The organism is Acidithrix sp. C25, assembly GCF_904848545.2.
This window is the reverse complement of record NZ_CAJHCI020000001.1, coordinates 749168-763936: the sequence shown is the minus strand read 5'-3', so window position 1 is coordinate 763936 and position 14769 is coordinate 749168. Positions and strand designations below refer to the sequence as shown.

Annotated in this window: 13 protein-coding genes and 1 pseudogene; 7 read left to right on the top strand and 7 right to left on the bottom strand. The window is 48.0% G+C overall.

Annotated elements, in window-relative coordinates; all coding sequences use genetic code 11:
• Window positions 1–300 precede the first annotated feature (300 nt).
• From ACIDITHRIX25_RS89850 to ACIDITHRIX25_RS89840, 3 genes and pseudogenes are all read left to right on the top strand, one after another.
• Window positions 301–1326 (top strand): IS630 family transposase, encoded by a 1026-nt coding sequence (locus tag ACIDITHRIX25_RS89850; RefSeq protein WP_201732524.1) that lies wholly within the window; start codon window positions 301–303, stop codon window positions 1324–1326.
• On the top strand, window positions 1323–1532 hold the full coding sequence (locus tag ACIDITHRIX25_RS89845; protein WP_201732523.1) for a hypothetical protein: 210 nt from the start codon (window positions 1323–1325) through the stop codon (window positions 1530–1532). Before ACIDITHRIX25_RS89850 ends, ACIDITHRIX25_RS89845 begins: the two co-directional genes overlap by 4 nt.
• A gap of 204 nt (window positions 1533–1736) precedes the next feature.
• Window positions 1737–2162, top strand: a pseudogene (locus ACIDITHRIX25_RS89840) (ISL3 family transposase); the annotation flags it as partial.
• Window positions 2163–2723: 561 nt separating this feature from the next.
• On the opposite strand, the gene ACIDITHRIX25_RS89835 reads toward ACIDITHRIX25_RS89840, so the two are convergent.
• Window positions 2724–3173 (bottom strand): hypothetical protein, encoded by a 450-nt coding sequence (locus tag ACIDITHRIX25_RS89835; protein ID WP_052604421.1) that lies wholly within the window; start codon window positions 3171–3173, stop codon window positions 2724–2726.
• 849 nt (window positions 3174–4022) lie between these two features.
• On the bottom strand, window positions 4023–5894 hold the full coding sequence (locus tag ACIDITHRIX25_RS89830) for a WD40/YVTN/BNR-like repeat-containing protein (protein WP_052604420.1): 1872 nt from the start codon (window positions 5892–5894) through the stop codon (window positions 4023–4025).
• Between the two features lie 436 nt (window positions 5895–6330).
• On the opposite strand from ACIDITHRIX25_RS89830, the gene ACIDITHRIX25_RS89825 reads away from it, so the two are divergent.
• Window positions 6331–8451, top strand: a complete 2121-nt coding sequence (locus ACIDITHRIX25_RS89825) for a putative transposase (RefSeq protein WP_201732521.1) — start codon at window positions 6331–6333, stop codon at window positions 8449–8451.
• On the opposite strand, the gene ACIDITHRIX25_RS89820 is transcribed toward ACIDITHRIX25_RS89825, so the two are convergent.
• Together ACIDITHRIX25_RS89820 and ACIDITHRIX25_RS89815 are read right to left on the bottom strand one after the other, a co-directional pair.
• Complete coding sequence (locus tag ACIDITHRIX25_RS89820) at window positions 8423–8980, bottom strand: transposase (RefSeq protein ID WP_052604418.1); 558 nt, start codon at window positions 8978–8980, stop codon at window positions 8423–8425. The two genes, ACIDITHRIX25_RS89825 and ACIDITHRIX25_RS89820, sit on opposite strands and share 29 nt — an antisense overlap.
• A 306-nt stretch (window positions 8981–9286) precedes the next feature.
• Entirely contained in the window at window positions 9287–9511 is a 225-nt protein-coding gene (locus tag ACIDITHRIX25_RS89815; RefSeq protein ID WP_052605506.1) for a hypothetical protein, read from the bottom strand.
• 830 nt (window positions 9512–10341) lie between these two features.
• Between ACIDITHRIX25_RS89815 and ltrA the strand changes: the two genes are divergently transcribed.
• Complete coding sequence (ltrA, locus tag ACIDITHRIX25_RS89810) at window positions 10342–11583, top strand: group II intron reverse transcriptase/maturase (RefSeq protein ID WP_201732520.1); 1242 nt, start codon at window positions 10342–10344, stop codon at window positions 11581–11583.
• A gap of 290 nt (window positions 11584–11873) precedes the next feature.
• Window positions 11874–12131: a hypothetical protein gene (locus ACIDITHRIX25_RS89805; protein WP_035391934.1), complete on the top strand. Its 258-nt coding sequence runs from the start codon at window positions 11874–11876 to the stop codon at window positions 12129–12131.
• 149 nt (window positions 12132–12280) lie between these two features.
• On the opposite strand, the gene ACIDITHRIX25_RS89800 is transcribed toward ACIDITHRIX25_RS89805, so the two are convergent.
• Together ACIDITHRIX25_RS89800 and ACIDITHRIX25_RS89795 are read right to left on the bottom strand one after the other, a co-directional pair.
• Entirely contained in the window at window positions 12281–12781 is a 501-nt protein-coding gene (locus ACIDITHRIX25_RS89800; RefSeq protein WP_283770396.1) for a transposase, read from the bottom strand.
• Between the two features lie 127 nt (window positions 12782–12908).
• Entirely contained in the window at window positions 12909–13157 is a 249-nt protein-coding gene (locus ACIDITHRIX25_RS89795) for a helix-turn-helix domain-containing protein (RefSeq protein ID WP_052605479.1), read from the bottom strand.
• A gap of 464 nt (window positions 13158–13621) precedes the next feature.
• On the opposite strand from ACIDITHRIX25_RS89795, the gene ACIDITHRIX25_RS89790 reads away from it, so the two are divergent.
• The gene (locus ACIDITHRIX25_RS89790; RefSeq protein ID WP_200891332.1) at window positions 13622–14050 is read left to right on the top strand and encodes a PIN domain-containing protein; all 429 of its coding nucleotides are present in this window, start codon (window positions 13622–13624) and stop codon (window positions 14048–14050) included.
• Window positions 14051–14523: 473 nt separating this feature from the next.
• On the opposite strand, the gene ACIDITHRIX25_RS89785 is transcribed toward ACIDITHRIX25_RS89790, so the two are convergent.
• Complete coding sequence (locus ACIDITHRIX25_RS89785) at window positions 14524–14667, bottom strand: carbon storage regulator (protein ID WP_082058853.1); 144 nt, start codon at window positions 14665–14667, stop codon at window positions 14524–14526.
• Between the last annotated feature and the right edge of the window lie 102 nt (window positions 14668–14769).

The window sequence follows — 14769 nt, the reverse complement described above, 5'->3', positions numbered from 1 at the left end:
ATGTCCACCGTGTTGTTGAATAAGCCGTAAATTCAAAACAAAATACCGCTACGACATCAGAACTTATCAACTCTCGCTGGAGACATCTTGACATGGGAATACGTCGTACTTGGATCTCTTGTGCCCTACGGAGACCGAAATGCCCCAATCATGGAGTAATCACTGAGTCAGTGCCATTTGGGTGACCGGTATCGCAAATCTCGCTTCACGAGAGACTTTGAACATCTATTCGCATAACACTCTGAAATGCTCCAATGAGCCCTTTTAATTTCTTGTGGGGTGTGTTAATCTTCTCATGACATGCTTACACCCGAGGAACTCGCCACTATTGAAGCATTCATGGCGAAGACTGAAAACATCGACGAATATAAGCGGGCGCTGGCAGTTCTCACCCTTGAAGATGGGAGTCCCCTCAACAGGACAGCCCTCTCTGTCAAGCATGTACAGCGAATTCGACGGTCATTCCGCAGCGTTGGCACTGAGGCATTCAAGGACAAGCGCCATAACAACGCTCCGGTACTTCTCTCAAAGTCTCAAAGAGATGAAGTGGCAATCATGCTCACGACTACAACTCCCAATGACCACGGCTATAGCAGTTCCCCGTTTTGGTCAACACGGATCCTGGCTACAGTACTCAAGCGCAGATACGGTGTTCTCTATGCCTCTAGGACTAGCTATTACGTTCTGTTTCGGGAAAGTAAGTTCAGCTTCCATCTGCCGGGCAAACAGTACGAGAAGGCTGATCCACAAGCGGTAGCTGAATGGAAAGACGAGCAGCAAGAACGTCTGAAAGAGGCATTCTCTGATCCAGATACGGTGATTCTCTGTGAAGACGAGATGGTTCTCACTCAGGCGACAACTACTCAGAAAGTGTGGATACCGAAAGGAACCACACCAGCTGTAATTGAGACCAATGGAACCAGAATGAACCGGAGCATCTATGGGTTTTTAAACCTCAAGACAGGCAAGGAGCATGCATTTGCAACAGAGCGCCAGACTATGCATGAAACAGCGGCCATACTGCTGGCGATCCGCAAGATCTACCCAAGAGAGAAGATTCTGCTTATATGGGATGGGGCAGGATGGCACAGAGGGAGCGTCGCTCAAGAGGCAATTAGGGAGCATCACATCGAAGCAGTCCATTTCCCTCCGTATTCTCCGCAACTCAATCCCCAGGAACACGTTTGGAAGCAAGGGCGCTCTGCTGTAACCCACAATCGCTTCATTCCCAAGATTGAACCAGTCACAAAGGAATTAGTCGACTATCTCAACACGACGACATTCCCATACTCTTTGCTTGATTTCAAGGAGCAAGTCAGAGTGTGAGCTCTATAGTTGCCGGCTCAACCGCAAAGATGGATAAAACAACAGTTACGAAGCTCACCCGGATTGCTCAGAAAACAGTTGGTACGATCTGTGAGAGAGTAGTAGCCAAAGAGATCGATCCAAAGCGACTAGAGAAGCTCTCAATAATAGAGGTAGATGAGATTTCCTATCGTAAACACCATAAGTACATAACCCAAGTTATTTAGAGCCCGTAACAGATCATGAAACTGGAAAGATCGTCTATGGAGCAGAAGGAAAAAGCGCTAAGAGTCTAGATGGGTTCTTATGTGAGCTTGGTTCGCAACGTTCCAAGCTCTCACACAAGTAGCAACAGTGGACATGGGACCAGCTTTTGCTAAAGCTTTCGCTGATCGCACACCAGATACTTAGGTCGCAACCTCGATCCTTTTCATGTCGTTAAATTGGGCACTGAGGCCCTGGAGGAGGTAAGATGCGACCTATGGCGCCAACTGAGAAAACTTCCTACTCCAGATTACGCCCGTAGGTTTGTGAGTGCAAGATGGGCATTACTAAAGAATCCTGGTGATTTGACTCAACGCCAAAATGAGACTCTACGTCAAATAAAGTCAACCGCTGCAATACTTCTAAAGCCCTTAGAGATGAAAGAATCCCTAAGAGGGATATTCGGTAGTGGATTATCCAATGACGAAGTAGCTGAGTTCTTGGATTCCTGGTGTGCTCGTGCTTCACGATCACAGATACCTAGCTTTGTCAGATTGTCAAAGACAATTCGAATCCATAAAGATGGAATTATGGCTGCTATTGAGCCCCCTAGCTTGAAAAGGGTGTCTCCAACGGAAGGCTTGAGGGTCTAAACAATATATTAGATCCGCCATTGCTAGATGCTATGGTCTTCACTCTGCAAAATCAACACTTGGCTTGGTGATGCTTTCATGCGGTCCGATTGATCTCAAGCTCCCCTACGAAAGGGTTGCTTGATCCACATCTATGTTAGGAGAACCCGATATTGCCTGCTCGAGTTTGATGCTTGAGGGATTGCTGAAGGTCGCCAGGTGAGTCATCAAATAGCAATTTGAGTCGAGGCACATCGAAAGCCCAAACCCCATGCCTGTCCCACTTGTCCAGTGTTTGCAATAGCACGCTTGTTTTCACGCAATCAAGCATACAGATAATGATATAAAAATATCATTATCTGTATAGTACTGGCGGCGATTTAACCCTTTGAAGGTGAGTTGACACGGACATCTAAGCTTTCGACTCGTCAAGTGGTTGGGATTCAATTGGAAACTTCGAATCCGCTCGAATGACCAGGAAGGTTCCGCTCCAAAATTCATATACATTAATATACATTTCGTTTCGTTTCTTTTCGCTCTCAAGCAACCCTCGTGTATTCTTTCCTGTCCACAAGAACAGAACTAATGAGAATTGGTAGTTGCCCATCTTACATGTTCGACTTGCGTCGCAATGGTTTGCTTGTAGTCCTCACCTGAGCGGTAGTCTTGACATCTGTTTTGACGTTTTGGCTTTCCATTCGGCGTAGGAATCTCATCAAGGATCTTTTTCACTTCTCTATAAGGAGTGAACCGGCTGATCTGGTGATCTTCAACCCTTGATTTGATATTCATGGATGCTACGTAGTCCACATCACCCAGCCAGTTGCAATCCAAATAAGGATTGCGACAGTGAAACATATCCCCGTTTCGGTTGTCTAAAGAGATATACCCCCACTTTGGATTAGGACATGTTTGGCGCATGTAGGCCGCGTTGACCGTTTTTATGTCGGAACCTTTGACATAGGTATGTACCGTTATGCGTTCTTGGTTCTCATTCCTTGCCAATTGAGAGCTCCGATAGTCTTGTCGCATAATCGATTCCCTGTGTGATGGCCTCTCGCGACGCGATGCTTTTTTAGCTCAATAATGATCCAAGTACCGGGCTACTTAATGCACTATAAGTCAAGAAATGCACTTCCCAAGTTCAGTTGACTGCGCATCACTTCGATTCCATCATGCCACAAGATTTGGATCGGCCTCCATCCATCCCTCGAGGTCTTTTCTGGAGGAATCGATGCGGTTTCAGACGAAAGGACCGTTCATTCCCGATAAGCCATAACGCTGATCCACTCATACCCGTGACCATTCAATTCTTTGACTCCACCAATCCAAAGTCGAGTCACGACTTTGGATTGGTGAAGCATATTCGATCTATACGATATTGAAGTAAACGGGCTGAGCCCGTCCGCCCAAACACCCTTAAAAATGACCTTACAAGGTCTCGTTGCTTGCGAAGAGTAATCACGTCAGCATGGAAGAGTAATCCTCGCACTAACCGATAGCTAAAGGTGCTTCGCGCAGCAATCTCTTCGAGTGGCGCGTAATTGTTCGGACTAATCGATTGAAGCTACGTCAAACCTAGCCTTATTTGAAGACCAAAAAAGGAGCGACAATTAACGCAAGAACTCGATATTAAATTCACTTTCACTAAACAGTACCAAGGATGATCCAACAAATGCACCATAGTAAGAGGTGGGCGACCCACCACCAAATCAGAACAGAGTGATTTCGTGCAACTCGTAGCCGTCGACCACACTCGCCGAAGTCCTTCGCTAGCTTTGCCGCCCAGTTATACCCTTAGACGAAGCCACTCTTGACGATCGGCCTATGGTCTCTTGTCGCAAGAGACCATATTGGTTGGAGATTCAACTGCCAATCTCCTTATGAGATAGCGCTAAAGCTAGCCCCATTGTCATTTGTCCTAAACAGAGGAAGAGAGCCGTCGGTTACCACCGCCGAAGAACTACCAGTCGGAACTAGTCCATGATCTGAAGAGATCTGCAGCCAACTAGGAAGCGGCCTAGCCTTGAATGATTTACCGCCGTCAAGAGTTACTAGTAGTTGTTGAGAGGTCCAAAAATAACCAATCGATGCGCTTTGGAATTTGATTCCGTAGGGACCGAGATTTGACCAATAACTAGAGGTAAACCTCTTCCAGGTTTTCCCTCCATCAGTCGTGTGGTAGAGCGAATAGGTGGTTACCCTTACATTCTTCTTATAGGGATTGTTCAGAAGTGGACCTTGAACGCCGCCGATCACCCACCAATTGTTAGTCGACAACATATCAAGAGAAATTGGCATAAATGGCGCTTGGACGCCACGCCATGTAGATCCTCCATCAGAGGTAGCAACGATCTTGTCTCTCTTCGCAGTTGTCACCAAAATGCCATTATTAGGCGAAAGGAAATCTGAGAAGAGCACTTGCCCCGCATTTGGAATCAGAATATCTTTCCAAGGCCCAGACCGCGTCTTTAGCCAATAATTGCCTCCGGAGATAGCGACCTCACCGGAACTAAAGTCTTTGAAGTAAATCGGATTTGAAGCTGGTATGGAGGTAAAACTAACAGCCTTGGAAGAATCGAGTGGAATTACGACTCCCCAGCCATCTAAGGTTAGGCCACTAAGGATCTGATCGGCAAATGAAAGCTGAGATGGCCAATAGGAGGGAAAGACTTGTTTCCAAGTATTTGCAGAATTGGAACTCCAAACTGCTCCAAAGTTCGTAATTGCCAATGGACCATAAGGTGTCGTATGTCGATAATATGCAATTGAGGTAGATGGACTAGGTGACGCCGGCAATATCTGATCGGTAGACCAGCTAATACCACCATCGGTGCTTGAATAAACTGCACCTCGAGGTCCCCTGGCTACGACGAGGTATCCGTTTGTTGGCGAAGTAAAGGTGACCTCTTCCAAGTACCCAGTTATAGGTAGACCACTCGTGGTATTGGAAAAACCTGCAGTTGATACAACTTTCCAAGTTGTGCCACCATTGTGTGTAGTCAATAGTGTCTTAGCTTGAGAGCCGGCGCCTGGCTGACTAGCGATAGCTAAAAAGCCAACCTCTTGAGAAGGAAAAGAAAAACTGGAACTATTAATGAGAGCGCCATTTGATGATGCTATTGCTAATATTTGAGTCATGCGCCAGTTCTTTCCCTCGTCAGTCGTTGTCTCAATCGCATCACTTGGTGGTTGATCAGCTGTAGAGTTTGTCACTGAGGTAACGCCAACGCCATCTTGGGGGCTGAAGAAGTGAATCTGTGTGAGCAGACCCGTAGAGACCATTGCCCACTTCTTTCCACCATCACTACTTGAATAGAGTGTTGTAAGTGTTGCAATACCAGACGGATTTGAACTTGGGTTTCGAACCAAAGCAAATCCGTACTTTTGACTAGGAAATTGCAACTGTAGAATCTCGCCGTCGATCGTTCCTAGTGCGGCGAAGTTAGACTTGGGCGTTGGTCTTACAAAGATCTGGCTCGTTGACCCATTGAACTCAGCCCGATAAATAGAGCCAAATTTGGTAATATCTACAGCTCCGCTCAGATTCAAATTTGGAGTATTGCCCCAATTCACGTTGACCGGCGAGCCAACGTTGATCTTTGGTGTATAAGATCTCAAAACTTTGCTAAGGGGCACCTCGGTCAAGGAACTTTTCGGTGGAGAAACAGATTTGCTAGATCCACAGCTAGCCAAAACCATAGTTAGAAGGGCGATAAGTACTGACGTTCCTGACAAACGAAACAATTTCATAAATCACCGTACCATATATAGAAAATTGATCAATATCGATCGCAATGATCACTTTGGAAGATTCCCACTGCCTTGACCGCTTCGCTTCTTCTAAAAAGCAATGCCCATGATCACGTCGATAAAAGGATAATCCTAATGCTAAAGTCGCCTTGGCGTATGGGGGGGGGCTTAAACTAGGTATTGGAATTTACAAATTGCAAAAGGATGGCGTTTGATCAGGGCATTAACCGAATCGAACGAAATAAGAACACTTTTGACCATTCGCAATTCGGTCGACCAACTTCAAGCACTGATAGCTGATGATAGATATCACCGAATATGACCACCCATTAAGAGCCTCAGACCTCCGGTAGTTGAGCCACAATCCCCGTTTTGAACAGCGATTTCTTTTATGTTAGGAATTGCATAAGTCGTTCAATAGTGCTATGATAAGGAGATGAGAAAACGCCGAGAACAAATCGAATTGCTTCCGGGTATGCCTGCGCCATTCAAGCTCACTAAGACGATGGTAAACGGCGAGATGGTGGTGAGCTGGGGGCCTCGGGCAGTTTTCGTCTACGATCCAGCGGACCTAGGAATGCGAAACTTGGCCATCGTGGCACTTACTTCGGCAGGAGCCTCGGGCTTAGAGGTGGCTGCTCTCTTTGAGTTGCGACCCGAATACATCTCGAGATTGCGCGGCAGAGCATCCAAGGGCGGTTCCGCCGCTTTGGTCCCACCTATGGGACGACCCCGGCTTCTCAGTGATGAGGCGATTGCTCAGGCCTATGCCATGGCGGATGCAAACCGTCCAGGGACCGAGATCGCCGCTGCAATTTCGGTCTCGACCGCCACTGTGAGCCGTCTTCTGGCACGGCGAGTTCGCCCTGAGTCCGAACAACTACGCCTCAGTGTCATTGATGGGGTTGAAAAGCCCGATCAAGCAAACATAGAAGTCGAATCCGCCATAGTAAAGCCCGATCTTGGAAACAGTAGCGACACCGACAATCTAGTAGTTACCCGCATCAGCGATGGGATCCGCCAAAGTGCCTATGCAGGGGCGATGCTTTTGCATGGCTTTTTTGATCGAGTGGGTGCCAGTGCTGTGTTCGGTGTGTTGCCATCAGGTAGCGCACGCCGCTACGACGTGAGCGCCACGTTGCTTGTTGCAACCTTTGGATTCGCACTTGGTGCATCGTCACTAGAGGGAACCAAGCACCTATTGGACACTGACGCCGGAGCACTGGTCGGCTTGGAACGCTTTCCTCATCTTCGAACCCTGCGCCCCCGGCTCGCTGGCCTTGCCGAGGAGATTGATCCTCTTAGAGTACAAGTAGCTCTAGCCAAGGCAATGCTAGAGGCCGACGATAGCGCTCCGGAAGTGTTCTTTGTTGACGATCACTTCGTTGCCTATACCGGGTCTGCTCCACTGGCTAAAGGTTGGAATACCCGCCGACGACGCGGCGAGCCAGGTAGGAACGACACGTTAATCGTCGATGAGAATTGGCGGGCCATCTGTTTTTCATCTGGAGCACCGTCGTCGCTCTCCAAAACCATGTGGGGTCCTCTTGAACAGCTACGGGTCATCTGTGGGGACCGCCCGGTGATGGTCGGCTTTGACCGGGGTGGTGCCTACCCCAAGGTCTTTGCCGAGTTGAACAAGGCCGGCTTCGACTGGGTCACCTATCGCCGTGCCCCTCTTGAGGTACCTAGTGTTTTACCTAAACACTCATGGGTAACCATAGATGGATATCGACACTACATCCAAGTAGCATCAGAGACTCTTCATCTAGAAGATGTCGGAGCGCTCCGCCAGATCAGCATCTATGAGGATGGTCAGGTGGCATTGCAGATCCTCACCTCTGATTTGGTGAGCAGTGCTGCTCGCCTAGCACACACCCTGAGATCGCGGTGGCGCATCGAAAACAGCTTCAAGTACTTACAAGACCACCACGGCATTGGTTGGTTGTGTGACTATCGCATGGATCGCCGCCCTAATGTAGCCAAGGTAACCAATCCCATGCGCACTCAAGCCCATAACGCACTCAAGAGCGCTGAATTAGCTGTTGCAGAGCTTGAGAGATCTATTGGAAGAAACGCTACTACCCAAACTGCCGACATCAAAGAGAAAAACAACACTCTTGATAGTCTCTCGCGTCAACTCGAGGTGGCACGTGTGGTCTTCGAGGAAGCAAGAGTTGCACTCAAAGCTATCCCCGCCAAGATCCCCGCTACCGATATCGATCCCAACGCCACTAGAGCTTGGCCTGTCACCAATCGCCGGGCCTTACAGATGGTCTGTAGCTTGCTCGCTTACAACGCAGAACTTGACTTGGCTCGAACGCTCAACAACTATCTCTGTGATCTAAATGAGTACCGGAGCATTACTCGTAACTTGCTTCATCAGCCCGGTGAGATCCGCTATAGCCCAAGAGCAATTACCGTTACCATTCGTCAGCCTGATGCTCCCCGCATCAATCGAGCCCTTAGTCTGCTCATAGAACAACTCAACGCTAACCCACCGCGCCTTAGCGGTGACAACCGACCAATTACTTATCAGATCGAGCCAAAATCTTGACATTGATGTAATTCGCTATTACCGGAGGTTTGAGGCTCGGGTCAGAAATGGTATATAGCTCCCTTAGGGCCTCTTTGGCCTGCCAAGCAGTAGCAACCTCATTGCCTGGATCATCGGCTTTGAGTAGTCCAACGAGCTTATCTTTGGCATAACTAGTCAATCGTTCATCTGCCATAGTTAGTAATCGTCGTATTCTATACAAAGGATCACCTGCTCTTGCGCGTGACCCATAGAGCTCGTTCTGAACTCGACGCCTAGTTTCATCGATTCGTTGGTTGGCCAGCTTGATCAGGTGAAATGGATCGGCTACAAGGGTTGTCTTTGGCAGAGCCTTTCTAAATACGGCTTTGTAACCACCAGATAGATCGAGGGTTCCCCATTTAACTCCATCACGCCAGCTTTGTTCTTGACTTTCAATCCAAGCCTTTGGATTGGCTCCGCCTCGACCCGCTACAACATCTAAAGCTACACCACGTCTCACATCTAGAAATAGTTGTAGCCCAATTCTGTTTGTGATACTTACCTTCACGGTAGAACAAGACCTCGTCTAGTCCCAGAGCATCCACAGCACCAAAACGTGAAGGATCATCCACCAATGCAGCTCCATAGGCAACGACTGCGTCATTTATCGTATGCCAATCACAGCCAAGTTCCTTAGCCACACAAGAAACGCTACGACGCTGGGCTCCAACAGCATAAGTTGCCCATCTAGCCGCCCGATCACTTAGGCGAAGACGACCTTGTGGGTATTTGAAATTGAGCTATTTTTGGATCATCATCACTAAAAGAGAAGTTGGGGGCAGTGTTTGTTTGCACATCGCCATCTGTGCTTAGACTAAAAAAGAATAACCTTGCGACCAAAAGACGGTAGGTCTACAACCTCAACAACTCTGAGGCCATTATGGTGAACTTTGCCTTCAGCGGTTGGACATTGCTTTTGTGAATTAGAACACTCAATGTGAACATGGAGCGGTTCACCAAGATTATCTTCAACGCGTATCAAATTAATATCAACTAAACCAACCAAGATTTTAGAAATTGCTTTATGATCTTTTTCCACAGGGGCTCTCCATTGTGAGTTTTGTCAAATCCCATTCTGGCAGAACCCCTGTACCACTTCCAAAGCGACTTCATAAAAATGGAACTTTAACCTCTAGCCACCGTTAAATCCGAAGTGCCGCGATAGCGCTCCCGGGTGATACCTCGTCCCTCGGCGAGCTCAACCCAACTTTCGACGTGCGTCATGAATGAAAGAGGTTGTAAATCATGTAGAAGCTGATAACAATCACACTGCAATGCTACATAGATGATGGAGGTAGGCCCTCCGGGATCGCCTTTTGGGAGGAGATTCCAAACCACCGTACGGGGCATTAGCTAAAGACTGTTGTCCAAAGCGGTACGGAAAAGTTAGAGCAATGACTCTTTCAGGTATGAGTTAAGAAGACGAGTGAAAACAAACCACTGACGAAGCGTTCGAAATTGGTATGGATGATGTCGAAACCGAGGGACGTCGAACTTTCGGGACAACTTGGAGACTAACCCAATTAGTGCTCCTTGGGCATCCGGCGTGTAGGTGGCGTGAGCTTAACATCAGGCGTTTATGTGGAACATGAGAACCCAGTCCTAGACGTTCTTGGCTAAGCCCACATGGGCTAAGCCCAAAGATGAGGAAAAACCTACAAGTTGCAGATCAACAAGAGGGAAAGTACCAAATGCCTATGGATTGGGGGCGGACCATCCCGTAGTAGCTACGAAGTCCTTGTAATGAGGATGTAAGCCAAAGAGATGGAGTAAACAGCAGATCTAGTTGTAATTGGCAAATGAACAACTTCTCAAGGTAAAAGTTGAGGGGGAGGGATCAAATGACAAGACCACGACAAGAAAAAGCTTTTGACAAAAGACAAGTACGTCGTACTTAAAGCATACAAAGAGGCAAAAGCCAATCGAGGAGCACCAGGGATTGATAAGCAGTCCATCTCAGTCTTTGAGATGGATCTAAAGAACAATCTCTACCAACTCTGGAATCGAATGGCTTCTGGAAGTTATTTTCCAGCGGCAACTAGATATGTCGAGATAGACAAGTCAGATGGCGGTAAAAGAATCCTAGGTATTCCAACCGTCAAAGATCGCATCGCCCAAGGGGTAGCTAAAGCCTACATAGAGCCAAGATTGGAAGAGGTCTTCCACGAAGACTCCTATGGTTACAGGCCGAATCGCTCAGCCCATGATGCCATTGAAAAAGCACGCAAGAGATGTTGGAAGTACGATTGGGTCATTGATCTAGATATCAAGGCCTTCTTCGACACAATAGATCATGAACTGCTGCTAAAAGCTGTCTCTATGCACGTATCAGAGCCATGGATAATTCTCTACATCAAACGTTGGTTGAAAGCTCCAATGCAAAACAAAGATGGACAACTAATAGATCGAGAGCAAGGATTACCCCAAGGCGGGGTGATTTCTCCGATTTTGGCGAATCTGTTCTTACATTACGCTTTTGACAAATGGATGGTAAAGAACTTACCCTATGCCCCGTTTGAACGATACGCGGATGACCTTTTGGTACATGTGGAAACAAAGAAACGAGCCGAAGAGATCCTAGAGGCTATAGGTCAGAGAATGACGCAGGTCAAGTTGGAGTTACATCCACAAAAGACCAAAATCGTCTATTGTAAGGACTCCAACCGTAAAGGAGAGTTCGAACAAATACGCTTTGACTTTCTAGGATTTACCTTTGCACCACGCTACGCCCGCAATAAGTTCAAGCAGCAGTTTAACAACTTCCTGCCAGCGGCTTCAGATAAAGCGGTAGAAGAAATGGGCAGAGAACTTAGGCGGTTTCGTATTCACCTCCAAACAGGCCAAACCATAGCCGAACTCGCCAGGCTTTACAACCCGGTGATCTTAGGCTGGATCAACTACTATGGACGCTTCTACAAATCCAGATTAGGCCAACTCCTCCGTCGTATCAATATCTATTTGATTAGATGGGCACGCAAAAAGTACAGGCGACTTAGCATACGAGCAAATGCTTGGAAATACCTATCTCAAATAGCCGAACGTGAACCCAATCTTTGGGCTCACTGGTCATTTGGGGTAATACCAAAAGTCGGTTCGCTAGGAGCCGTGTGAATTGAGAGGTTCACGCACGGTTCTGTGAGAGCGGGGAGGGGAAGTTCCTCCCCGCCACTCGACCCCCATCGAAGAACTCCCGGCTCAGCGGGTTAAGTCCAGTGGATCCTGAATAGAGATGCGGATAACACTTGTGAGACAGGTTGAAGCGGCATTCTGGTTTGGGAAACCATCGCAACGATGGTGTGCTGAGCTAGAGAGGTTGTTCCATGGGGACATTATGAAAGGGACAACCGGGCCATTGACGGTCAGCCCATAAAGCGCTATACTGTGTACACAAAGGAGACACAATGGGCAAACTCAAAAGCGTCGGCGTTCGTGAATTTCGCAACAATGCAAGCACCTACCTTTCCGGCTCCGATCCGGTTGCCGTGAACAAGCACGGTCAGGTGATTGGGTTTTATATCCCGCTCGAACGTGATCAGGACGAAGTGCGTCGTGCTATTGCCAAGTTGGGCGTCACGGTAGAGAAGGTCCTCGAAGACACGGGTATGTCCGAAGAGGAGCTGGCGCAGCTGTTCGACCTCCGGCGACAGTTGCCTGAATGATTGGCTCTCCTAACATAGATGTGGATCAAGCAACCCTTTCGTAGGGGAGCTTGAGATCAATCGGACCGCATGAAAGCATCACCAAGCCAAGTGTTGATTTTGCAGAGTGAAGACCATAGCATCTAGCAATGGCGGATCTAATATATTGTTTAGACCCTCAAGCCTTCCATTAGAGACACCCTTTTCAAGCTAGGGGGCTCAATAGCAGCCATAATTCCAGCTTTATGGATTCGAATTGTCTTTGACAATCTGACAAAGCTAGGTATCTGTGATCGTGAAGCACGAGCACACCAGGAATCCAAGAACTCAGCTACTTCGTCATTGGATAATCCACTACCGAATATCCCTCTTAGGGATTCTTTCATCTCTAAGGGCTTTAGGAGTATTGCAGCGGTTGACTTTATTTGACGTAGAGTCTCATTTTGGCGTTGAGTCAAATCACCAGGATTCTTTAGTAATGCCCATCTTGCACTCACAAACCTACGGGCGTAATCTGGAGTAGGAAGTTTTCTCAGCTGGCGCCATAGGTCGCATCTTACCTCCTCCAGGGACTCAGTGCCCAATTTAACGACATGAAAAGGATCGAGTGCGATTTGAGTATCTGGTGTGCGATCAGCGAAAGCTTTAGCAAAAGCTGGTCCCATGTCCATTGTTGCTACTTGTGTGAGAGCTTGGAACGTTGCGAACCAAGCTCACATAAGAACCCATCTAGACTCTTAGCGCTTTTTCCTTCTGCTCCATAGACGATCTTTCCAGTTTCATGATCTGTTACGGGCTCTAAATAACTTGGGTTATGTACTTATGGTGTTTACGATAGGCAATCTCATCTACCCCTATTATTGAGAGCTTCTCTAGTCGCTTTGGATCGATCTCTTTGGCTACTACTCTCTCACAGATCGTACCAACTGTTTTCTGAGCAATCCGGGTGAGCTTCGTAACTGTTGTTTTATCCATCTTTGCGGTTGAGCCGGCAACTAGATGTTCAAAGTCTCTCGTGAAGCGAGATTTACGATACCGGTCACCCAAATGGCACTGACTCAGTGATTACTCCATGATTGGGGCATTTCGGTCTCCGTAGGGCACAAGAGATCCAAGTACGACGTATTCCCATGTCAAGATGTCTCCAGCGAGAGTTGATAAGTTCTGATGTCGTAGCGGTATTTTGTTTTGAATTTACGGCTTATTCAACAACACTTTGGACATGCGAGCTTGGATCGTGCAAGTTTGACATCTACAACAATTTCATCTTTTGAGATAAAAATATCGTTGACAATGACACCTTTAACGTCAAGCAACTGCTTGACTAGAGAGTTAGCGTGCACGGTTAGATCTCCTAAATCTGTGTGTTAGTAACTTCAAATTTAGAGGTCACAAACCGTGCAGGTTTCATTCAATGCTTTTAAAGACCCAAAAGTTCTTATCGTACAGGCGTTACTTATCAGTTATGGGGTCTTGGTGACCCACATGAGGGTTAGGAGAGCCAATTGATTGTGGTGGTCGATACGAGCGTGCTCGCTGCAGAGCTGCTCCGCAAACGAGGACGCGATTTGTTCCGCCATCCGCAGTTACGCAGCGTCATCGCTCAAGACCAATGGGAAGAGACTCAACACGAACTACCGAAACGGGCCAAGAAGATTGTGGGCCATGGTCATTTGAGCCAAGCACAAGTCGATCTGCTGTTAGGCGACGTTGATGAACTCTTCACCAGCCGCACCATTGAAATCATTCCTTCTTCTGCCTACGAGGAGAAGAAGGAACTTGCACTTCGGCGAGTGCCACAAGATCCGAAGGATTGGGCTCCTGTCGCGCTAGCCATGACCATGGATGCTGGCATCCTTACTCGCGACGGTGACTTTCTCGGATGCGGACTTCCGACGTGGACGGTAGAGACCCTGCGTCTGGAGCTTGAGCACCTATGACTCAGGGACTCAGGGACTAGTCGAGTTGTCAACCGCTATATCGGCGTATCGGGTGGTTACCTCGGATTGCCTGAGAGAGGCGCGGACGAAGTTAGGGGTCAGGATACCGCGGTTTCCAATCTGGGGGTTGATTTGGCATGAGGAATCGGCCTGGACTTGAGAATTAGAACGCAGAGTACACCAAGACATCTGTTGCGTTCTCATCGCTGCAATCGTCCAGGGTCAATCCAGAGCATCTCGAAATAACCGTGCCGGGCGGCTGTGATGGCCGCCCCAGCCGGCAGGTCATGTTGGGCGATCGTCGTTCATGGAAGCCATCGTTGCGATGGTTTGCTGAGCTAGAAAGGCAGTTCAATGGGGATATTATGAAATGGACATGTCGCCAGTCCGAGCCCGACCCAGAACTTGACTTTGATCGACGGGGTGGAAGGCAGGCGAGATCAACTCCATAGTCGCGCCTCGACTGACACTGGTTACTCCTGGTTCCGCTGAACCCTGATCTCGGTGGGAACTTCGATCCCAATTCGAACCGACCGCCGCTTCGACTCCACAATGGTAATCACGATATCGTCGCTAATGACGATCCGTTCCTCCTCTTTTCGGGTGATCACGTGCATCCACGCCTCCTTTGACAACAAAGAGTACCAGGCATGAGCAGTTGGATCAACACGCAGCGCTCCCAGGGCCAGGGAAAGAATTCAGTCATACTGGACTGAGAC

Excerpts from the sequence above, each read along its gene's own strand:
- ACIDITHRIX25_RS89800 (WP_283770396.1), bottom strand. The coding sequence starts at position 12,781 with ATGGACATGGGACCAGCTTTTGCTAAAGCTTTCGCTGATCGCACACCA.
- ACIDITHRIX25_RS89825 (WP_201732521.1), top strand. The coding sequence starts at position 6,331 with ATGAGAAAACGCCGAGAACAAATCGAATTGCTTCCGGGTATGCCTGCG.
- ACIDITHRIX25_RS89835 (WP_052604421.1), bottom strand. The coding sequence starts at position 3,173 with ATGCGACAAGACTATCGGAGCTCTCAATTGGCAAGGAATGAGAACCAA.
- ACIDITHRIX25_RS89830 (WP_052604420.1), bottom strand. The coding sequence starts at position 5,894 with ATGAAATTGTTTCGTTTGTCAGGAACGTCAGTACTTATCGCCCTTCTA.
- ACIDITHRIX25_RS89785 (WP_082058853.1), bottom strand. The coding sequence starts at position 14,667 with ATGCACGTGATCACCCGAAAAGAGGAGGAACGGATCGTCATTAGCGAC.
- ACIDITHRIX25_RS89850 (WP_201732524.1), top strand. The coding sequence starts at position 301 with ATGCTTACACCCGAGGAACTCGCCACTATTGAAGCATTCATGGCGAAG.
- ACIDITHRIX25_RS89805 (WP_035391934.1), top strand. The coding sequence starts at position 11,874 with ATGGGCAAACTCAAAAGCGTCGGCGTTCGTGAATTTCGCAACAATGCA.